Here is a 23,799-nt window from a genome sequence, read left to right on the forward strand (position 1 = left end):
CTAGTCGGACACGGTTGGTGCGGTAGCGGGGGAGAAAGGGTGTGACGAAGACGGGACAGGCGGCAGCGGGTGTTCGAGCGAGTGTTCGAGCGAGTTTTCCCGCGAGTTTTCAAGCGAGTTTTCCAAGATCCGCGCCGCCAGCTCATCGACATGCGCGGCGGTGATCATGCCGATGTGATCGCTGCCGACACTGACCGTCGCGGCATGCGGACACAGGGCATGCCAGCCGAGGCTGGGCTCGCTGTCGGCGGGTCGTGATTTTTCGCCGCGGATCACAGTGAGCGGCCCGGGCCACACTGGCGGCCGGTAGGCTGCGAGCACGAGAGCGCTGCGGCGATAGATCGTCAGCAGGCTGTCGATGATCGAAATATCGGCGCTGCCAGGCAGGATGCCGGCCGCCTGACACGTCGCGAGCATGGCGCCGTGTCGCTCGTCGCGCGGCAGCTTGCGCAGGGCATCGGCGTCCAGCGGCAATGCGCGATCGAAATAGGCGACCATCGCCTCGGCGATCTGCAGCAGTAGCCCGGTTTCGTCGTACGCGGCAAACGGATCGCTACCGTCCGGAGCCGGCTGGTCGATCATGATCAGACTCTCGATGTCGCGACCGCGTGCCTTCAGCGCCTGGGCGACTGCATAGGCGAGCACGGCACCGAACGAATGGCCGGCCAGCCGCAACCCGCCTTCGGGCTGGCGCCGCGTAATCGCTGTCGCGAACTCGTCAGCCAGTTGCTCCATTGACGGCTCGTCGGTGCGCATGTGCAGATCGGGTCGCCCCGCCTGCACGGCGAGATGGCCGTCGAGCGCGCTCGCGAGCGGCAGGTAAGACATCGGATTGCCGCTGCCGCCAGGGAACAGATAGAGCGGAGCGCCCTCGTGGCCCAACGCGATCAGCGGTTCATCGTCGGGTTCGCCGTCGGCGCTCGCGGGTCCGCCGAGTAACGCCGCGAGACCTGCCACCGTGGGCTGGCGCAGAAATGAGGCGAAGGACACCTCGCGGCCGAAGTGTTGCCGCAGCCGCGCCATCAGATCGAGCGCAAGCAGCGAGTGCCCGCCAAGATCGAAGAAGTTGTCGTCGACGCCCACTGCACGTTCGGTGAAGAGTTGCTCCCACAACACGCAGAGCTCCAGTTCGAGCTGCGTGCGCGGCGCGCGGCTTTGCTCCTGGATCGGCATGCAGCGCTGCGGCGTCTGCGCGGGCAGACCGGCGATCAGTTCGCCGAGCCTCGCGTGCTCGTCGGCGAGTCGCTCGAGCAAGCCCACATACGCATCGAGCAACCGGCCCGCCTCGGCGAGCGGCATATAGGCGGTATTGACCACCAGCTCGCACCGCCAGCCCTCGTCGACCGGCACCACCAGCAAGGTCAGCGGAAAATGCGTCCGCGCGCCGTGTCCGTTCACCGCGACGATCGGCACCGTCGCCGCTTCCTGCTGCGCCTGACGCGGGTAGTTCTCGAACACCAGCAGCGCATCGCTGAGCGTGCGACCGGCAGGCAGACCCGACCAGCGGTGGATATCGGCACCGCTACACCATTCGTAGGGCACGGTGGCAGCCGCGCGATGGCTGACGTCGTCGCGCAGCCACGACCACGCATCGCCTTGCGCAGGGATGTGCAGGCGCAGCGGGAGGCTGTTGATGAAGAGGCCGATCCATTGCTCGCTGTCATCGAGCGCCGCGGGACGACCGGACACCGTGGTGACCTGGACCACGTCGCGCTGTCCCGAGGCCCAGCCCTGCAAGAGGGCGAACGCTCCACGCGCGACGTTGGCGAGGGTGATGCCGTGTTTGCGTGTCAACGCTTGCAGGCGTGCTGCCGGTGCGGCGGCCAGCACGCGATGCAGGTCCACCTGGCCCGCGGTGCCATGCAGGTCCGCGTGCGGTTGTCCGAGCGTAGTCGGGCCGACGAAGTCGTTCAGGTTCCCCTGCCAGAATGCAGCGGCCTGCTCGCGATCGCGCACGGCCAGCCAACTGGCGTAGCGGCGCGCACTGTGGCTCGGTGGCGGCAGATGTTCGGTGTGCAGTGCCTCTTCGAGCAGACGCGCGACGCTCCAGCCGTCGAGCAGCGCATGGTGGTAGGTCCACACGAAGAGCCAGCGCTGTGCGCCGGTCTCGTCTGCGTGGTTCGCATCGAGGCGCAGCGTGGCAAAGCGCAGCGGCGGCGCGTGGTGCTCGAAACCTTGCTCGCGGTCGGCGGTGAGCCAGGCGGCAAGGCGCGCTTCATTCTCTGCCTGGCCCTCTGCGTCATCGCGCCAGTCGAGGTGTTGCCATGCGGGCGTGAACTGCGTGAGTACCGCGCACAGCAGTTCATTCTGCGCGGCCCACACGAAGCGGCTACGCAGGGCATCGTGACGAACGATCAGGCGAGCCCAGGCGGCTTCGAGCGCAGCGGGATCGAAGCTGCTATCGAACGTCGCCGTGAATTGTTCGATATGCATGCCACTGCCGGGATGCGCGAGGCTCTCGAGCAACATGCCGCGTTGCTGGGCGCTGACCGGCAACAACTCGGCGAGAGCGCCCGGTGCCAGTTGATACGTGTCGAGCAGGCTATCGAGCGACGCCTGTTCGTGGATACCGCTCAGCGGAAAGTCGCACGGTGCGCGGCCGCCCGCATCGGGATGACGCAGCGTCGCGAGCAGTGCTTCCAGTGCCTGCACGGTGGCTTGAGCCCAGGCTTCCAGCTGGCGCGCGTCGGTTTGCGCCGCGCTATAGCGGAAGTCGATCCGCAGACCCGCCGAGGTCGCGTGCGCGACGATCTCGATCGGGTAGGGACGTGGCGCCTGCGCATCGATGGTGTTTCCGCTGTTTGCTTCCACCGCGCGCAGCGGGCCTGTTTCTGCGAGCGCCTGGTCGAGCTGGCCGAGGTAGTTAAAGGCCACGTCCGGTGCGCGCGCTGCCAGCGGGTCCATGCCGGCGGGGGCGCTGCGGGCGCTTTGTTTGATCGCCAGAAGCGCCTGTTCGAGCGGGCTGCGTTGGGCAGTGGGCTGGCCGGGCAGCGCCAGTTCGAGTGCGACGATGCGGGTGAACCAGCCCACTGTGCTGGCCAGCGCGGCACCATCGAGATCGCGGCCGTGACGCTCGAGCGCGACGCCCAGGCTGTGCTGTCCGTACACCTCACGCAAGCCGAGCAGCAACCCGGTGAGCATCAGTTCGGTGGGCTCGCTGCGATACGGTGTGTTGGCCGGGCCGAGCAGTTCGTGGCTGAGCGCGCTCGACAACGCGACGCTGCATACCTGGGTGTTGCTTTCGAGGTTCTCGCCGTCGCGGTGAGCCAACGGTGCGGGCGTCAAGTGCGACGCAGCGATTGCAGGTTGCGCGGTTGCCTCAGTAGTGACTTCATTGGCCAGATGCGCCGCCCAGTCGCCATAGCCGAGCGCAGGTACGAGCGGCTGTTCACCGTGCAGCAGTTGACCGAGATGTTCCAGCAGAACACGCCATGACATCCCGTCCACCACGAGGTGATGAGCGACCATCAGAAGATGCGGCCACGGCCATTGCGGCGATTCCAGCAAGAGCGCGGTCCAGAGCGGACCGTGTTCGATATTGAGGCTTTGCTGGGCTGCGGCGATCAGGACCTGGGCTTCTGCTTCACTCGCGACGTAGTGATATTTCGGCACACGGTCCGCCTGTGCCTCGGCGATGGTCTGATGCCACTGTCCCTCGTCGCAATGAAACCGCAGACGCAACGCATCGTGCAGCCGCTCCAGTTCGCTCAATGCAGCGGGCAGGCGTTCGAGCGTAGCGGGATCGACGGTCAGTCGCACGGCCTGATTCCAGTGATGGCGCTGCGGCATGTCGATGGCGAAGAACCACTGCTGGATCGGCGTGAGCGGCAGCGGACCCGCATGCGTGCGGCGCGCGATGGTTTCGCGGCGTCGTTGCAGCAGCGCGACCTGAGCCTCCAGGGTCGGCTGGCGCAGCAGTTCCTGCGGTTGCATCTCCCAGCCCTGGCGCGAGAGGCGCATCGCCATTTGCATCGCGATGATCGAATCGCCGCCCAGGTGATAGAAGTTGTCGTCGGCGGCGAGCGTGTCGACCTTCAGCAATTCGCGCCACGCCGCGCTCAGTACGCGGGCCTGTTCGTTGTCGGGCAGCGCAGCGAGATTCGCGCTGCGCGGCGCCGGCTTCGGCAGCGCGTTGCGATCGAGCTTGCCATTCACGGTGAGTGGCAACCGCGGCAATGTCACCAGGGCCTGCGGCAACATGTAGTCGGGCAGATGCTGGCCGAGGAAGGCGCTGAGTTCGCGCGCGTCGAGCGCGTGATCGGGCGCGAGTACGACGTAGGCCGTCAGTTGCTTGTGGCCGTCGGTGTCCTGCACGTCGACGAGCGCTTGTGCCACTGCCGGATGGGCGCCGATATGTGCTTCGATCTCGGCCAGCTCGATACGGAAACCGCGGATCTTCACCTGACGATCGGCGCGTCCGAGAAACTCGAGGCTGCGGTCGGCGCGCCAGCGTACGAGGTCGCCGGTGCGATACATGCGGGCGTCGGGCGCGAGGCCGAAGGGATCGTGCAGAAAGCGCTCGGCGCTCAGTTCGGGCCGCTTCGCATAGCCGCCGGCGACGCCGCCACCGCCGACATACAACTCGCCGACCGCACCCGGCGGCGCCAGTTCGCCATGTGCATCGAGCACATACAAACGGGTGGCGCCGACCGCCGAACCGATCGGCACGCTGACCGCATCGGGGCCGACGTCTTCGGGGCGAATCGGATGCAGGGTGGCGAGCACCGTCGTCTCGGTGGGACCGTAACCGTTGTAGACGCGTACCTTGCCGCCGCGTGCGAACAGCGCGCGCAACGCATTGAGCGATAGCCGGTCGCCACCGGCGATCAGATGCTCGAGATTGGCGAGTACCTGCGGATGGGTTTCGCACAGGCTCTGGAACAGACCGGCCGTCAACCACGCGAACTGCACGTTGTGCGTGTCGAGCAGGTTGCCCAGTGCATCGAGATCGGGCAAGCCGGGTGGCGCGACGAGCACCTGAGCGCCCTTTAACAGCGGCAGCCAGATTTCCATGATCGAGGCATCGAAGGCAGTCGATGCGAAGCTCAGATAGGTGCCATCCGACGGAAACTGCTTCATCCCGTCGAGGAAGTGCGCAACGTTCGCATGACTGACCAGCACGCCCTTGGGGCGACCGGTCGAACCCGATGTGAAGATCTGATAGGCGACATCGCTGGCTGTGCCGACGAACGCTTCGCTTGCCGACGGTGCTTCGTGCTTGCCTTGTTCGCGCAGATCGATGGCTGCGGGAAACAGCGCGGCGAACGACAGTCCCGCGTCGTCGCAGGCGAGCAGCAGGTTGGCGCCGCTGTCTTCCGCCATCTCCGCGATGCGCGCGGGCGGTGTTTCCGGATCGAGCGGCAGATAGGCCGCGCCCGCGGCGAGGATACCGAGCAGCCCTTCGATGAAATCGATCGAGCGGTGCCCGGCCATCGCCACGACGTCACCGCGGCGCACACCGGCGGCGTGCAATTGCGCAGCGATACGGCGTGCTGTCGTTGCGAGTTCGCGATAGCTGACCTGACGCAGTTCGGGGTGATTCCACGCGAGCGGCGAGCTCAGTGCGATCCGCTCCGGATGCGCTGCGGCCACCTCGTTGAAGCCTTGCCACAAGTGCGTAGCAGGTGCGCCCGCGGGCCGGAAATCGAGCAGGGCGGCGCGCTCGCGTGCGGACAGCAGCGGCAGTTGCGACAACGGACGTTGCGGCTCGGCCAGCGCGACGTGGAGCAACTGCAACCAGTGATCGAGCATCGCCTGCATCGGCTCGCGCTCGAACAGTGCGCTCGCATATTCCAGCGCGGCGACCAGTTGATCGCCGCGCTCCTCGAAGCACAGCGCGAGATCGAACTTGGTGACGGTCAGCGGCGTCGTGATCGGGCGTACTTGCAGGCCCTCAAGATGCAGGTCGTCCTGGAGCGCGTTTTGTAGCGAGAGCATCACCTGGAACAGATCGCGGCCCGTCTCACTCGTGGGCAACGCCTGGGTGGCGATGCGCTCGATCGGCACGTCGGCGTGACTAAAAATTCCGGTCGTCTGTTGACCAATGCTGCCGATCAAGCCGGCGAAGCCCAGTTGCGGATCGACCTCGAGCCGTAGCGGCAGACGTCCGGCAAAGAGACCTACGACATCTTCCAGTTCACGCTGGCCGCGTCCCGCAATCGCGGTGCCGATCAGCAATTCCCGCTGGCCGCTGTAGCGATAGAGCAGCGCGGCAAAGCTCGCGCACAGCGCGGCGAACAAGGTGCATCTCGCCTGAGTCGCAAGCTGTCTCAGCGCGCGCAGTTCGGCCGTCGGTAGTTCGACCTGCACTGAGGCGCCGACGAACTGTTTGTCCGTGGCGCTGGCGCGGCGTGTGGACAGTTCGAGCGCTGGCGGCAGGTTGGCGAGCTGATCGCGCCAGAAGGCGAGGTCAGCGTGGTCGGCGTTGTCGTGGTGTTGCGCGACCTGCCAGGCGGCGTAGTCGGCATAGCCCAGCGCGATAGGCGGCAAACCAGGAACCGCCGTCGTGCCAGGACGATACAACGCGCTTAGCTCGCCCAGCAGAATCTCGATGCTCCAGCCGTCGGCGATGATGTGATGCAGCGTCAGGCACAGCACATGCCGCTCTGCGGCGAGGCGGATCAGCCGTGTGCGCAACAGCGGCGCGTGCGTCAGTTCGATCGTGTTGGTGGCTTCTTCGGCCAGCAGGCGTTCCAGTTCGCTCTGCTGCTGGATTTCGTCGAGCGTGGACAGATCGTGCAGCGGCAGCGCGAGGTCGACCGAAGGCTGCACGGTCTGCATCGGCTGCTCGTCGATCAGCGTGATCGTGGTGCGCAATGCTTCGTGACGTTCGCAGAGGGCCTGCAACGCGCGCTGCAATGCGTCGGCATCGAGCGGGCCGTCGAGTTGCGACGCGCCGGGCATCAGGAAGGCCTGGCCGCCACCGAATTGCTGAGCCGCCCACACCGCGCGCTGCTGTACCGAGAGCGGCGCAGGGGCGCCCTGCGGATGCGCCCGACGCCGGATCGTCTGCGCGTCGCGGGCCCGTTCGAGCTGGGCCAGCAACTCCGCGCGGTGCGCCACCAGACGCTCTTTCAGGTCGGGCGGCAGCTTCCCCTTAGGTGCGCGAAAGCGCAGCTGACCGTCCTCGATCCATAGCGCGATACCGAGGTCGTGCAACTCCGCCAGCAGGCGGATCGCGATAGCGTTGCCTGCATCGTTCATAGAACGCCCTCTTCAAAAGCGTGGTCGTCGCTGGTTTCGGTGCGACCGCTACCGGTGCCAGCGCCGCCACTGCCGTTACGTAAGGCAGCGATTTCGGCGGCCAGCAGGCGCACGCTCGGCGCGCGCAGCACCAGCCCAACCGACAGCTTCAAGCCAGTTGCTTCGCGCAACTGGGCGATCAAACGGGTGGCCACGAGGCTGTCGCCGCCGAGCTCGAAGAAATCCTCATCGGGTCCAAGCTGCGTGAGCCCCAGCGTGCTGGCGAGCGCCTGGGCCACGAGGGCTTGCAGCGGATCGTCATACGCGGTGGCGAGTGCGGTCGGCGCGAGCGTATCGACGGCAGCCGGTGCGCGCAGCGTCTGGCTATCCCAGCGGCGCAAGCGGCTTTGCAGGTCGCTGGCCACCGCGAGCACGCGACCGCTGAGGCCAGCCGTCAGCGCCTGATCGGCGAGCGCGATGGCCGTGGCTGCGTCGAGCGCCGGTTCCGGCGGAAGGTCGCTGCTGAAATGCAGGCCGTCGTAGGCGAGCGCCAGCCAGCGGGTGTCGCCGCGACGGCTCTGCGCTTCCGCGAACACTTCCATCCAGCGATTGCCAGCGGCGTAGGCGGCGAAGCCGAGACCACCCAGCACCGTGGAGATCGACGAGCACAACAAGACGTGATCGAGCGTCAGACCGTCGAGTGCGGCGGCGAGCTGTTGCGTGCCGGCGCGCTTGGCCGCCCAGATCGCCGCGCTCTCGGCGAGGTCGGTTTCGAGCAACGGCCGTTGCGCCTCGCTACCGGCGATACCGGCCGCGTGGATCACCGCATGCAGCGCGCCAAAGCGTTGCTGGGCGATTTGCACCGCGCGTTCGGCCACGCCGGGTTCGGCGATGTCGCCGCTCAGTGCGAGCACCTCGGCACCGTTCGCGCGTAGCGCTTGCAGGCGCGGATCGTCGTCGGGTGGCGCGGTGCGGCCCAGCAGCACGAGCCGTGCTCGCGAGTGTTGCGCCAGATGCTGCGCGAAGGCGAAGCCGAGCTGGCCGTAGCCGCCGGTGATCAGCACCACGGCCTCGTCGCGCCACGGTGTCGCGGCCGGTGCGGCGGGCACCGTCTGCACCTTGGGCAGTCGACGTTGACCGTCGCGCAACTGCACCAGCGCGGGACCATCGGCCACGCACTCGGCCGCGAGTGCGGCGAGCTGACGGGCATCGTCGGCGCCCGCCAGGTCGATGCGGCGCAGACCCAGTTCGGGCAGCTCCTGGCTCAGCGGCAACGCGGCGGCGAAGGCCATGGCGGCTTCGCTGTCGGTGGCGTCGCAGCCGTCCTCGGCATGACGGCCGACCAGCACCAGTCGTTGCGGCGGCGACACGGCCAGTTGATGCGACAGCGCCAGCACCTGGCTGTAATCGGGCGCCAGCACGACGAGGCGTTGCTCGCGGCGCAGACCGTTGAGCGAGGTCAGTGTTTCGACAGCGGCGCCGGTTTTTTCGAGCCGTGCGGCGAGTGCGGCGAGCAATGCCGGATCGTTGCCGTACAGCGCGATTGGTTCGGTGCTGTGTGCGCGCGGCACAGCCGGCGCACGTTGCCAGTCGAGTACGGCCAGTTGCGGACCGGATCCGCTCGCGGCGTCGAGCCAGTGACGATGCTGCGCAAACGGATAGGCCGGCAAGCTCAGGCGTTGCGGCAGACGTGCGCCGTGCAGCGCGTGCCAGTCGACTGCACCACCTGCTTCCCAGTGCCCGGCCAGTTGCGCCAGCGATACTGCGTGCGTATCTGACTGCACAGCATCGGTCCCGGCAGTTGCCTCGGGCAGCGCGCTATCGCGCAGCAGCGCGACGGCTTCGCCGACCGTTTCGACGAGCCACGCCTGACGCCAGGCCAGCACGCGCCGGCCGCTCTGCAACGTCCAGGCGAGAGCGGCGAGATCGGTGTCGGGATGCTTCTGCAGATAATCGGCGAGTTGCTGGCGCAGGCGCATCAGCGCATCGCGATCGACGGCGGAAAGCGGCAGCAGTTGCGCGGCCGGTGTCACGACAGCGGCCGCGCGTACCGGCGGCTGCTCGACGATGCAATGCGCGTTGGTGCCGCCGATACCGAACGCGCTGATACCGGCACGACGCGCCTGCTTGTCCTGCCACAGTGTCGGCGCGGTCGCTGCGCGAAAACGCGTAGCGTGTTCCTGCAGCAGCGGGTTCGGTGTGTCCAGATGCAACGTCGGCGGGACGATGCCGCGCTCCACGGTCAGCGCCGCCTTGATCAGACCCGCCACACCGGCAGCCGCATCGAGATGGCCGACGCTCGATTTCAGCGAACCCAGCAGACACGGTTCGGTGCGCGCCTCGACACCGTCGAAAGCGGCAATGAGCGCGCTCAGTTCGACTTCATCGCCGAGCCGGGTGCCGGTGCCGTGCGCCTCGATATAGCCGATCGTGTTCGCCTCGACACCGGCATCGGCCAGCGCGGCGCGGACGACCGCTTCCTGGCCTTTGATCGACGGTGCAGTGAAGCCGAGCTTGTCGGAGCCATCGTTGTTGATCGCGATACCGCGAATCACCGCGCGGATCGGATCGCCATCGGCGAGCGCCGCGCTCAGTCGTTTCAGCGCGACCATCGCGACGCCGTTACCGCCGATGGTGCCGCCCGCGTCGCGATCGAACGCGCGGCAATGACCATCGGGCGAGTAGATCGAGCCTTCGTCGTAGAGATAACCGATTCGGTGCGGGACGTTCACCGATGCGCCACCGGCCAGCGCCACGTCGCATTCGCCGTTGCGTAGCGCCTGCACCGCCAGCGCGACCGCCACCAGCGAAGTGGAGCACGCGGTCTGCACGCCGATCGCGGGGCCGTTCAGACCGAGCTTGTAGGCGATGCGACTCGCGACGTAGTCCTTGTCGTTGGCAAACAGCACACGCTGGGCGAACGACGGGTCCTGCGCATGCTCGCGCAGCGCATGCAACGCATAGGTGCTGACCGTCGCACCGGCGAACACGCCGATGCGCTGATCGGTGTGCTCGGGATTCACGGCAGCCTGTTCCAGCGTTTCCCACGCGCATTGCAGCAGCAAGCGGCCTTGCGGATCGAGCAGCGCGGCGTCGGCGGGGCTGTAGCCGAACAGCTTTTCGTCGAAGTGACCGATGCCGTCGAGCGGTGCTGCGTACGGCACGTACGACGGATGGTCGAGCACGGCCGGGTCAGCGCCGTCAGCGAGGGCTTCTTCGCGGCTCACTTCGCGGATGCCGCTGCGTCCTTCCAGCAGTGCCTGCCACAACTCGTCGACATTCGCGGCGCCTGGGAAACGGCCGGCCATGCCGACGATGGCGATGGCTTCGTCAGCAGTACGGGTGGCATGGGCCGCACGCGGTGCCGCGCTCCGGTTTGCAGGACTCGCACCGTCGAGATGGGCCGCAAGCGCAGCGACGCTCGGATAGCGGAACAGTTCGGTCAAGCTGGGCACGCGCTCGAAACTGCGCTTCAACCGTGCATGCACCTGGACCAGCAACAGCGAATTGCCACCGGCCTCGAAGAAATTCTTCGTGGGCTCGATGTGCGTCAAACCCAGCACCTCGCACCAGATCGCCGCGACCTGTTGGCGCGTGGCGGTGCTCGCCGGTGCGATGTCGGTATCAGGCGACGCCAGCGGCGTCAGCTCGGCAAGCGCGCGGCGATCGGTCTTGCCGCTGACGGTCAACGGGAAGCTTTCCAGCGCATGCACGCGCGCCGGTACCAGGGCTGCAGGTAACTGCTCGCTCAGGAACGACCGCAACGTAGCGCCGTCGGGTGCTCCGGGGCTGACCAGCGCGAAGGCGTCGAGCCATGCGCGCACGCCTTCGCCCTGCAGCAGGACGATCGCATCGCGTACAGCGGGATGCTGGCGCAGAGCCGCCTCGATTTCACCGAGTTCGATGCGCTGGCCACGCAGTTTCACCTGATGGTCGCGACGTCCGAGGTATTCGACCCAGCCCTGTTCGCGCCAGCGACCGAGGTCGCCGGTGCGATACATACGCGCATGATCACCGGTCGCGTCGGGCTCGCCGACGAAGCGCTCGGCGTCGAGTTCGGGCCGGTTGAGATAACCGCGCGCCACCTGCACACCAGCGATACAGATTTCGCCGGGTACGCCGATCGGCGCGATGCGTCCGTGGCGATCGAGGATGTGGATGCGGGTGTTGGCCACCGGCCGGCCGATCGGTACCGGACCGCCGTGCCCGGCACAGGGCCAGTAGGTCACGTCGACGGCGGCTTCGGTCGGGCCGTACAGATTGTGCAGGGCCGCTTGCGGCAGGAACGTCAGGCAGCGGTCGCGCAGATCCGGGCTCAGTGCCTCGCCGCTCGTGAACACGCGGCGCAGCGGCGCGCAACGGCCGGGCTCGGTGTTGGCGAGGAAAATGTCGAGCATCGAGGGCACGAAGTGCAGCGTCGTGATCTGCTCGCGTTCGATCAGCGTCGCGAGGTAATCCGGATCGCGATGGCCATCGGGACGGGCCATGATCAGCGTGGCGCCGGTCAGCATCGGCCAGAAGAACTCCCATACCGACACGTCGAAGCCGCACGGTGTTTTCTGCAGGACGCGGTCGTGAGTGCTGAGCGCGTATTCGGCTTGCATCCAGTGCAGGCGGTTGGCGATCGCGCGGTGCGACACCATCACACCCTTCGGCTTACCAGTCGAGCCCGAGGTGTAGATCACGTAGGCGAGATTGTCCGGGCTTCTGTTCTGGTCTACCGGGCTGGCTTTGGTGCGGCGTTTGGTTCGCTTGCCTGCGCTCTTTCCTGCCGCGGCAGCGGCGGCCGATTCGCTCGCGAGGTTCGGCGCGAGTACGGGCAGCTCCGCGGGCAGCCACTCGTAACTACCGGCCGTAGCGACGAGCGCCACAGGAGCCGCGTCGGCCACCATGAAGGCGAGCCGGTCGGCAGGCAGGTCGGGGTCGAGCGGTAGATACGCTGCGCCTGCGCGCAGCACGGCGAGCAGTGTCATCGGCAGATCGACGCCGCGCGGCAGATACACGGCGACTACGCGGTCCGGTCCGGCGCCGATGGCGCGCAGACGCTCGGCGAGCGCATCGGCGCGCGCGAGCAGTTCAGTGAAATCGATTGCGCCGTCTTCCGCCGAGATAGCGGTGGCCTGCGGTGTGCGCTCGACCTGTTCGGCGATCAACGCATCGAGCGTCGTGGCCTTGCCGTAGTCAACGGCGGTATCGTTCCAGGCCGCAAGGCGCTGACGATCTTCCGCGCTGGCCAGCTCCACCTCGGCCCAAGCCAGCGCGCTATCGCCGGCGGCTTCGAGCAGCGCGCGATAGCCGGCGGCCATGCGTTCGATGGTCGACGCGTCGAACAGCTCGTTGCGGTAGATAAAGCGGCCGTGCACGCCGTCCGCGGAATCATCCAGATGCAGAGAGAGATCGAACTGCGCGATGTCGCCGGGCAGTTCCAGCGGTTGCAGGCGCAGGCCATCGGTCACCGTCGTATGGATGTCCTTGTGCATGTAGTTGAACAGCACCTGGAACAGCGGATGTTGACCGTTATCGACGCCGGGGCGCAGTGCCTCCAGCAGGCGTTCGAAAGGCAGCGCCTGGCGTTCGAGCGCCGTGCGGTAGCGCTGCTTCACCATGTTGGCAAGCTGGCCGAAATCGGCGGCTTGCGTCAGTTCGACGCGGATCGGCAGCAGGTTGATGAAGCAGCCGATCACGTCGTAGATATCGTCGCGCTCACGGCCGGCAATCGGCACACCGAGCGCGAAATCGTACTGACCGCTCCAGCGTCCGAGCAACGCAGAGAAGATTGCGAGGCTCGCGACGAAACGCGTCGTGCCCGTGGCGCGCGCCAGCTTGTCCAGCGCGGTGACGGCTTGACTGGAGAGGGCGAAATCGACCTGTGCGCCGGTGCGACCCAGATGGGCGGGGCGCACGTGATCGGTGGCGAGATCGAGCGCAGGCAGATCGGCGAGATCGTGGCGCCAGGCATCGATATGGTGGCGTAGCGGTGCGCTGTCGAGCATCGCCAGTTGCCATTGCGCGTAGTCCGCGTATTGCAGCGGCAGCGGCGCTAACGTGGCCGGACGTCGTGCAACGAGGCTGCGGTACAGCTCGCCGAGTTCCTGCCACAGCACACCGAGCGACCAGCCATCGATGATGATGTGATGCACCGTCAGGCAGAACACATGTTGTTCTGGCGCGAGGCGCAACAGCCGTGCGCGCAGCAGCGGCGCTTCGGTCAGATCGAATGGACGGCTGCCCTCGTCGCGGGCGAGTGTGAGCAGCGCCTGATCCTGTCCGGCGGGATCGAGTGCTTCGAGGTTGTCGACTGGCAACGCAATGTTGCCGGCCGGCATGACTTGTTGCAACGGCACACCGTTACGATCGATGAAGCGCGTGCGCAGGCTGTGCTGGCGTTCCTGTAGCAGCGCCAGCGCCTGCGTTAGCGTATCGACCTGCAACTGACCGTCGATCCGCACCGCACCGAACTGGTTGTACGCCGTATCAAGTGGGTCGAGTTGATGAACAAACCATAGGCGAGCCTGGGCCGACGACAGCGGCGTGGCGGCAAGCGCATCGCTAACCGGCACCGCGATCTGACCACCGGTGGACGCAGCGATCGACGCAACCGCAGCGCTCGACGCAGCCGATGCCGCCGCTGCGCCCGTCGTGAACGCCGCCGCCAGGCTGGCGAGCACCGGCGCATCGAACAACGTGCTGATCGGCAGCGTGCGCTGCAAGTGTTTGCCAAGGCGCGCCATGGCCTTGGCGGCCAGCAGCGAATGACCGCCGATCTCGAAGAAGTTGTCGCGGCGGCCTACCCGCTCCATGCCGAGCAGTTCCTGCCAGATCCGCGCGATGGCCTGCTCGGTTTCGCCGAGCGGGGCCTCGTATTCATGCGCCGATAGCTGCCCTTGAGAGTAATCGGGTACCGGCAGCGCCTTGCGATCGAGCTTGCCGTTCACCGTCAGCGGGAACGCATCGAGCGCGATAAAGGCGGCCGGAATCATATACTCCGGCAGCACCTTGTCGAGCTGGGTGCGCAGAGCGGGCACCGACAGTTGCGCGCCCGCATCGAGGATTACGTAGGCAACCAGCCGCTTGTCGCCCGGCGTATCTTCGCGCGTCAACACCACTGCTTCGGCGATCGTCTCGCAAGCGCTGAGCTTCGCTTCGATCTCGCCCAGTTCGATGCGGAAACCGCGAATCTTCACCTGATCATCCATGCGACCGAGATGCACGATCTCGCCGTTCTCGAGCAGCTTGCCGAGGTCACCCGAGCGATAGATCCGTTCGTGCGGCAGGTACGGGTTGGTCACGAACCGCTGTGCCGTCAGATCGGGCCGGTTCAGATAACCGCGACCGACACCGAGACCGCCGACGCAGATTTCGCCAGGCACGCCCGCGGGCACGAGGCGCTGCCCGGCATCCATGATGTAGACCGTGGTGGTCGGAATCGGCCGGCCTACGTTCGACAGATTGCTGTCGATCTCCGCCTGACCGATGTGCTTGAACGTGACATGCACGCAAGTCTCGGTGATGCCGTACATGTTGATCAGCGCAACGTGGCCGTACGCGCGATGGAATGCGCGCAGCTTGCCCGGGTCCAGCCCTTCGCCGCCGAAGACGACGTAACGCAGTGCCGGCAGCGTCCGTTCTTCTCCGGCAACGGCGACTGCGCTCAGGTTGTAGAAGGCCGACGGCGTCTGGTTGAGGACCGTGACACCTTCATGCTCGAGAAACTCGAGGAACAGTGCGGGGTCCTTGCGTGCCCGGTCCGGCACGATGGCCACGCGGCCGCCATAGAGCAGGGCGCCGTACATCTCCCAGACGGAGAAATCGAAGGCATACGAGTGGAACAGCGACCACACGTCGTCGGCGCCGAAGGTGAACTGCAACTTGTCGTTGTGCATCAGGCGCACGACGTTGCGGTGTTCGAGCAGGCTGCCTTTGGGTTGCCCGGTGGAGCCCGAGGTGTAGATCACGTAGATCAGGTCATCCGGTGCGGTCAGATTGTCCGGATTTGAGTCAGGCCAGCCGGCCAGACTGTCTGCGCTATCGTCCAGCGTGATCGTTTCCAGATCCCCGAGGGGGAGAGTGCCGGGCAGGTTCGGCGAGACGATGGCATGACGCGCGCCACTGTCCTTCAGGATGTATTCGATGCGGTCCACTGGCGCATGCGGATCGATCGGCACATAGGCCGCGCCAGCCTTCATGACCGCGAGGATCGCGACGATCATCTCCGCAGAACGTTCGACTAGCAGCACCACCAGCGCCTGCGGCGCGATGCCGGAGGCGCGCAGCCGATGCGCGAGCTGGTTCGCACGCGCATTCACTTCGCGGTACGTGAGCTGCGTGTCGCCGTAGCTGACGGCGATGCGCTCTGGCGTGCGTTCGACCTGCTCTTCGAACAACTGGTGCACGGTCCGTTCGTGCGGGTAGCTTGCCGCGCTGTCGTTCCAGGTGAGCAACTGGGTATCGCGTTCGGCAGGGCCGAGTAGCGGGACCGCGTCGACGGGTTGATCCGCTGCTGTCGTCAGCGCTTCGAGCAGGGTCAGGTAGTGCGCCATCATCTGTTCGATGAGCCGCGCGTCGAAGTACAGCGCGTTGTAGACCAGCTTGCCGGACCAATGCTGCTCGTGCGCATGAATGAACAGATGCAGGTCGTTCTTGCCGTAGCCCAGGTTGGTTTCAACCACCGTCGCGTTGAGTCTGCCACCCGACAGTGTGTCAGGCGCCGCGTCGTCGAACTGGAACAGGATGTCGAACAGCGCGGTGCGGCTCATATCCTTCTCGGGCGCGAGCGCGAGCACCAGCTGGTCGAACTGCATGTCGCGATGTTCGAGCGCTTGCGACGTCGTGCGATGCACCTGATCGAGCAGGGCTTGCAGCGTGGTCGTCGCATCGACGTGGGTGCGCAATACCAGCAGGTTGGCGAGCGGACCGATCAGTGCCGCGAGCGCGGCGTGTTCGCGACACGGTGCGCTAAAGCCGACGACAAGCTCGTCGTGTCCGCTATAGCGCCGCAACAACGCATTGAAACCGGCGAACAGCACATCGGCGGGGTTATAACCGAGGCGCGCGGCGACGGCGCGCAGGCGCTCCACAAACGGCTCGCCGATGACGAACTCGTGGCGTGCTTCGGCGAATACATGAATCGCCTTGCGGGCCCGGTTCAGCGGCAACTCCATGGCCTGGAGCGGACCGCGCAACTGCTGCGTCCAGTATCCGCGCGCTGCCTGTGTGGCTTCGGCCGGCAGGCGCCGCTGCCAGGCGGCGTAGTCGGCGTACTGGACCGGGAGTTCCGGCAACGCGGCGGCGCGTCCCGTCACCGTCGCTGCATACAGCTCGAACAGCTCGCGCGCCAGCAGACGCATCGACACGCGATCGGCGATCAGGTGATGCGCGGTGATGGCCAGCACCGCGTGCTGTGCGTTGATGCGGATCAACGCGGCGCGCAGCAGTGCCTGACTGGTGTGCATCGCGAACGGCTTGCGGGTTTCCTCGATGGCGCGGGCGAGCGCTTCCTCGCCAGTGGCCGGGAACTCGCTCACGGAGACGCGCAGCTCGGGGTCGAAGACCTGCCAGGCTTGCTCGCCGTCGCTGTGCACGCGTGTGCGCAACACTTCGTGGCGCGCGACCACACGGTTCAGCGCGGCCTCCAGCGAGGCAATGTCGGTATGTCCTGCCAGTTCGAGGATCAGCGGAATGTTGTGATAGACCGGGTTCGCGTCATACAGATAACCGGTCTCGAAGGTATCGACGAACCAGATGCGTTCCTGGTGCCACGACAGCGGGGTCCTCGCGTCGTGGCGTGTTGTCGCGACGAGGGCGGGCAGGCCGGTCGACGGATCGAGGTTGCTGGTGTGCGCCGGTGCATCGGTGCGGCTCGCTGGCAGCGTGGGTAGATCGGCCAGACGGGCGTGCGGCGCGGCGAGCGCGGCGTCGAGCAGCGTCGCGAAGTCGCTCGCCAGGTGTTCGATGGTGCTGGCATCGAACAGCGCGCTGTCGTATTCGATTGAACCACCGTAGGTGTCGCCGGCTTCGCCCAGTTCCAGCACGAGGTCGCTCTTTGCCTGACCGAGCCATAACGACACGGGTTCGCTGCGCAGACCCGGCAGCGTGGACAGCGGGATCGCCGGGAACATCGAGAAGAGCGTCTGAAACAACGGCGTACGATCGCGCGCCAGGGGGCGGTTCAGGCTTTGCATCAGGCGATCGAGCGGCACGCCGCCTTGCGCCAGCGCTTCGCGCGAGGTTTCGCCGACGCGCTGCCACAGCGTGCGCATGTCGGCGGCATCGTCGAACCTGAAAGGCAGCGCCGCCGTTTCAACGAAAAAGCCCACCGCGCCTTCGAGGTTCGCTTCGCCATGACTGGTGATCGGCACACCGATCGCGAAATCGTGTTGCCCGCTCCAGCGTGCGAGCAGCATGCCCCAGCCACCGAGCAGGATGGCGAACGGCGTGACGTTGGCGCTGCGCGCGGCCTGTTCAATCCGGTGCCGCAGATCCGCATCGAAACTCAGCTCGACACGTGCACCGCGCGCTGCGCGCACGGCCGGCCGCGGATGGTCCGTCGGCAGGGCGAGGTCGGGCACGTTCTGCAGGCGTTGCTGCCAGAACGACAGCCGCGCCTGCATCGCCGGCGTGTCGAGTTGCTCGCATTGCCACTCGGCGTAGTCGGCCATCTGCAGCCGTGGCGGTTTCAGCGCCGGTTGCGACGAATCGAGACGGTGGCTATAGGCGATCGCGATATCGGTCAGCAGCTGGACCAGAGAAGATCCGTCGCAGACGATATGGTGGATGCACAGGCTTAACAGCCAGTCCTCGTTGTCGAGGCGCAGCAACTGCACGCGCAAGAGCGGTGCATGCTGCAGGTCGAAGTTGCGCTCGATCGTCTCGCGAGCCATCTGCAACGCAGCCGGCATGCGTTGCTCGGCGGGCAGTGCGCGCAGATCGTGTTCGATCAGGCCGATGTGCAGTTCGGGTTCGACGGCTTGCCAGGGCGTGCCGTCGATATCGATGAACCCGGTACGCAGGCTTTCGTGCAAGTCCACGCAGTCGTTCAATGCCAGCTTCAGCGCCTGTGTCGACAACGTGCCGCGCAGGCGCAGGGCGCCGGCGATCAGGTAGTCGCTGATGCCGTCGTTCAGTTGCTCCAGCAGCCACAGTCGCTGTTGCGCGGGCGAGGCACGGAACAGCAGGATGTCGTTGGTCGACACCGATTCATCGATGCGAGCGCTCATTGGCTCACCTCACTATTGGCGGACTCGATGGCCTGCACGCCTTCGAGCGCGGCATCGCGGCGCACTCGGCGTTGCGTACGGGAGCGGATCGGGATGATGCCGGCGGATATGGGCGCGCCGCCCGCACGCGCTGCTTCGATGGCGATCGCGAGGCTGCGCACGCTGGGCTCGGCGAGGAACAGCTTCAGCGGCAACTCGATCTGCCACTGCTGACGTACCCAGCTCACCAGCTTCGCTGCGGACAGCGACTGGCCGCCGGCGGCGAAGAAGTTGCCGGTGGTCCCGCCCGGCGCCAGTTGCAGTTCGCGGTGCATGAAGTCGAGCAGTTCGCGTTCGAGCGGCGTCGCGTCCGGGACGACGATTTGCGCAGCGTCGGCTTCAGCGGGCCGCGGCAACCCCGCGCGATTGACCTTGCCGCTGCTGTTCAGCGGCAGCTCCGGCAGGCTCAGGTAGTGGGTCGGCAACATATAGGCCGGCACCTTGCTCGTCAGGTACTCGCGCAGGTTCGCAATCTCAGCGTTGGCCTGCGGATCGTTCGGCACGTACCAGGCGACCAGCATCTGATCGGCGAGCAGGTCAACTACGGCTGCGCCGATCTGCGGATGCGCGCGCAAGGCGATTTCGACTTCGCCCAGCTCGAGGCGCTGGCCGCGCAGCTTCACCTGACGATCGGCGCGACCGCGGTGAACGACTGCGCCGTCCTCGCGCCAGCAGGCGCGGTCGCCGCTACGGTAGGCGCGTGCGTTCGCCCGGCTCAGCGGGTCGGCGATGAACTGGCGCTGGGTCAGCTCCGGATTGCCGAGATAACCGCGAGTGACCTGTTCGCCGCAGATCAGGAAATCGCCTTCGATCCCGACACCGACTGGCCGATTGCGACTATCGACGATGCGGAACCAGGTGCCTTTAGGCGCGTGTCCGATCGGCACGTAGCGTTCGGTCTGCCCGGGCACGCAATCGAACTGGCTGACGAGGACGGTTGCCTCGGTCGGACCATAAGCGTTGTGAAATTCCAGTGGCAGCCCGAGCCCAAGAACCGCATCGCGCAGATCGGCGGGCACGGTGTCGCCGCCGGCCAGCAGATGGCGCATCGAACGGCATGCCTTGAATTCGGGCTGGCGCACCACCAGCTCGAGCATCGCCGGCACGATGAACGCGAAGCTCACCTCTTCGGCCACCATCAGCCTGGCCAGATACTGCGGGTCACGATGCTGCTCCGCCGGCACCACGACCACGCGCCCGCCGCTCGCGAGCGACAGACAGATTTCCATCATCGCGACGTCGAAGGTGGGGGGCGAAACGAGCAGCACTGCATCGTCGTGGCCCAGATCGTATTCGTCGAGCATCCAGGCGAGCAGGCGGGCCAGACCGTCGCGCGTGCACTGGACCCCTTTGGGTACGCCGGTGCTGCCCGAGGTGTAGAGCACATAGGCCAGTTGACCGGCCGTGATCTGCACCGGCTCGAAATCTTCTTCGGCGCTAGCCGCGGCGAGCGCGGACGGCGATTCGAGCGCCAGCACCGGGAGCTCGATATCGAGCAGGTCGGTCGCCGTGGCGGCCAGCGTGAGCACCACGACCGGCTGCGAGGCGGCGAAGATCTGCGCGCGGCGCGTTTTCGGTTCGTCGCCGGAGATCGGCAGGATCGCTGCGCCGACGTAGTAGCACGCGAGTACGGCGGTCACCAGTTCCGCCGAGCGCGGCAGTACCGCTGCCACGATGCGCTCCGCGCCTGCGCCCAGATCATGTAGACGTTTAGCCAGAACCCGGGCTGCGCGATCGAGCGTCGCGTAGTCGTATTCGCGTTGCTGGTCGCGAATCGCGACGGCATGCGGTGCGCGCGCAAGCTGCTGACGGAACAGCTCGACGACATCGGCAGCCGGCGGCGGCGTGGCATCGTCGGCAAAGGTCGCGAGGACCTTGTCCAGCTCCTCGGCCGGTAGCGCCACTGCGCGTTCCAGCTCGATGTGCGGATCGGCGGCAACCCGGCCGACCCAGTCGAGCCAGCGTCGACCGATGCGCTCGATCTGCTCGCGTTCGTAAAGGCCGTTGCTGTAGTCGAGATCGAGAAACCAGCCCTGCCGCGTCTGCAACAGATTCAGCGACAACTCGAACTTCGCGCCGGCCACGGGGGCATCCAGCAACTGCGTAGCGAGCCCTGCGAATTCGGTGTGGCGGGCATGGTCCATGTTGAAGATCACGTTCAGCGCGCCAGCGCGCTGCTCGTTGCCGAGCACCTGTTCGAGCAGGCGCGACACCGGATAGGCCTGGTATTCGCCCAGTCCTTGCCATTGCGCGTCGACTTCACGCAGCAACGTCTCGAAGCGCATGCCGGGCTTAAGGCGCGAGCGCCACGGCAGCACCTGCGCAGCCTGGCCGATCATGCGTTCGTGGCCGTGCTGGCGGCCGTGCGCGGCGATGCCGATCAGCACGTCGTCGCGGTCGTACGAGGCATGGAGCAGGCTCAGCGTTGCGGCCAGCGCTGCGGTAAACACCGTGGTGCCGTGGCTGCCGGCGAGCTTGCCGAGCGCCACACTCACGGCCTCGGGGACCGGCAGGCGCACGCGGGCGCCTTGCCAGCGCGACTCCTGCGTCGAACCTAGCGTGGACAGCGGCAGCGGTGCCGGTGCATCGGCGATGCGTTGTTGCCAGAACGCCAGCGCCTGCGTGCCGTCGGCTTCGGCGAGCGTCCGCAGATGCTCGCGGAACGGGGGTGCGGGCGGCAGTTCAGCGTGCGGGTTTTGTAGCAGGGTCGACAGTTCTTCGACCAGCAGACCTAGCGAAATGCCGTCGATCAATGCATGGTGCGCGCGGATCGCGAGCACGCTGTGTCCGTTCGACTGTTGCAGCAGGCCAACCTGTAGCGGACCGGTGCGATCGACGTCGAGCGGTTCGGCCTGAAGGGCGGCAAGCCATGCGTCACGTTCACCGCTGGTCGCGATGCGCAGCGGCACCGGCAGCACGGTGTGCACGGTCTGGCGATCGTTTTCGCCGTCGAGCGTGGTGCGCAGCGCCTCGTGGCGCTCAGCGAGGCGGCCCAGCGCGCGTTGCAGCGCGATCGCATCAAGCTGGCCCGCGACTTCCAGGCTGACGGTTTCGACATAGGCGAGCGCACCGGCCGGATCGATCTGCGAAGCAATCCAGATCTGTTTCTGCTGATCTGACAAAGGCAGGTTCAGCGGCTGTCCCAGCACGGGCACGGCGGTAGCCGCCTTCGCGCCGGGCAGGTAGCCGCCGTCGCGCAGTGCTTCTACGCTATCCATCGTGCGCTCGACGATGGCGTCGATTTCCGCTTCGCCGTGCGCATCGCAGAGGAAGCAGTTGCGACCCTCCCAGATGAACACGCCGCGATAAAGCAGGTGGTAGTACAGCAGATCCAGATTGCCGGTGTGCTTGAAGCGGAACAGCGAACCGAAGCGGGTGAGCGACAGCGGCGCGTCGATGGCCGAGAGGCGCCGGTTCAGGCGTTCGGTGAGTTCGCCGGTGCGCTCGTTCAGGCTCTCCTGGAACGAAGGACCGCGACGCTTCAGTTCGGTGAGCACCGAATGGCACAGCGAGAGGCCCAGCGGATGATTGTTGAACGTTCCCGCGAAGAAGGTGATGTACGGGTTCGGTGCCGAAGCGTCACCGAACTGCCACTGGCCGCCGTCGATGCCATCGAGCAGATTGCCGCGCGCAGCGAGCGCCGCCATCGGCACACCGCCCCCGATCGTCTTGCCGTACGTGACGAGATCCGCTTCGACGCCGAAAACCTGTTGCGCGCCGCCCGGTGCGCTGCGGAAGCCGGTGATCATTTCGTCGAAAATCAGCAGGATGCCGTGGCGTTTCGTGACTTCGCGCAGACGCTGCAGGAACTCGCGTGGCTGTATGCCCACGTTGCGGCTCTGCACGGGTTCGACGAGCACGGCGGCTAGCGTGTCGGCCTGGCGCGCGATCGCTTCGAGCGACTCATCGCTGTTGTAATCGAGCACCAGCAGGTCGTTGACGAAGCTCTGCGCGATGCCCGGCGCGACCGGTTCGCTCAGATCGCCTTGCGCACTACGGTCGCCGAGGAAACCGTCGAAATGACCATGGTAGGACTTGCGGAACGTAGCGATGCGATCGCGGCCGCGCAGTAACCTGGCCAGGCGCACTGCGGTCATGACCGACTCGCTGCCGGACTGGCAGAACAGTACCCGGTCCATCCCGCTGAGTTCACACATCAGCCTCGCGCACTCGGCGGCCAGCGGGGAACGCGGTCCGAGCGCGATACCGTTATCGATCTGCCGGTGCGCAGCCTCCTGCATGAAGGGCGCGCCGTGGCCGAACAGATTCACGCCGAAGTCCATCGAGATGTCGATGTATTCGTTGCCGTCGACATCCCACAGCAAGGCGCCTTTTGCGCGCTCGCCGGTGATCGGGTAGATCAACTCCTTCATCGAAGGGCGAAAGCCTGCCGAGGCGCGCACGTCGGCGAAGTGTTGACGACGGATTCCGGCGAGTCGTTTGGATTCTGCTGTGCGCGCGATGTAGCGCTTCGCAAATGCGTCGAAATGCGCGGCCTGGCGCGGATCGGCATGCGTTGTTGTCGCGGGGGCTGCTGCGGCGAGCGCGACGGGAGTATGCGACTGCGGTAGCGCAGCGGCTACGCTCGCCACTGCCGGTGCTGTGGCTGCTGTCCCGATGGCCGCGATGTTGCCCGTTGTGCCGAGCGCGGCGAGTTGCGCGCCGATCACACTCTGCACGAGGCTCAGCTGTTGCTGGAGCAGGCCTTCGATGCCGGTGGAAGGCAGCACCGCTGCCGTTGCTGCTATCGCAAGGGGCGCAACAGGCGCTGCTGCGACGGGCTGTGCCACGTGTGCCACAGGCGCCACCAACGCTGCCGCTGGTGCCTGCGTCTGAACGACAGGCGTCGGCGCCACCGTAGTCTGCGTCGCGAGGAACGCGCCCAGACGATTGATCGTATTCAGCTCGCCGAGCAATTCGCGGATCCCGATCTTCACGTTGTAGCGGGTCTGGATGGCACGCACTGCTTCGGCCAGCACCACCGAGTCGGCGCCCATTTCCACGAATGGCAGGTCACCGGTCACGGCCTCTACGGATTCACCTAGCGCCTCGGCGACCTGGGCACGCAGTTCGGCCTGGATCGTGGCGACGCGTGCGGTGTCTCGTGCGGGGTCGCTAGCGGCGACGACGGGTTCGGCGTTGCGCCCGGAATTGGAAGTTGTCATGGGAGCGAGTCTCGACTGGGCCAGTTTGTAGGTACTGCGTACGAAGGGCGAAGGTGACTGCGGGGTGCGGCTACGGCGATAGGGGCGGTCGAAGGCAGTCCAGTCCAGGTCGATGCCGGCCGCGTACAGCGCGGAGGCGCTGTCCAGCATGCCCTGCCAGTCGTCATCGCTACCGTTCAGACTGCTGCACCACAGGG

General features: G+C 66.4%; 3 protein-coding genes (1 of these 3 running past the window's edge). All 3 read right to left on the reverse strand.

What is annotated here, in order from left to right; genetic code table 11:
• Tightly spaced (each overlapping or abutting the next), the 3 genes in view from BWP39_RS29885 to BWP39_RS29895 form a layout consistent with a single transcriptional unit that may run on beyond the window.
• Positions 1 to 7,203, reverse strand: coding sequence for a non-ribosomal peptide synthetase (locus BWP39_RS29885; protein WP_096725788.1), 7,203 nt, complete (start codon positions 7,201 to 7,203; stop codon positions 1 to 3).
• The gene (locus BWP39_RS29890; protein ID WP_096725789.1) at positions 7,200 to 18,398 is read right to left on the reverse strand and encodes a non-ribosomal peptide synthetase; all 11,199 of its coding nucleotides are present in this window, start codon (positions 18,396 to 18,398) and stop codon (positions 7,200 to 7,202) included. The genes BWP39_RS29885 and BWP39_RS29890 overlap by 4 nt, the downstream gene beginning before the upstream one ends.
• On the reverse strand, positions 18,395 to 23,799 hold the 3' portion of the coding sequence (locus BWP39_RS29895) for a hybrid non-ribosomal peptide synthetase/type I polyketide synthase (RefSeq protein ID WP_096725790.1). Its footprint extends 2,518 nt past the window's final position; only the last 5,405 of its 7,923 coding nucleotides appear in the window; its start codon lies beyond the right edge, outside the window; the stop codon is at positions 18,395 to 18,397. The genes BWP39_RS29890 and BWP39_RS29895 overlap by 4 nt, the downstream gene beginning before the upstream one ends.

The organism is Paraburkholderia acidicola, from assembly GCF_002362315.1.
GTDB lineage: Bacteria > Pseudomonadota > Gammaproteobacteria > Burkholderiales > Burkholderiaceae > Paraburkholderia > Paraburkholderia acidicola.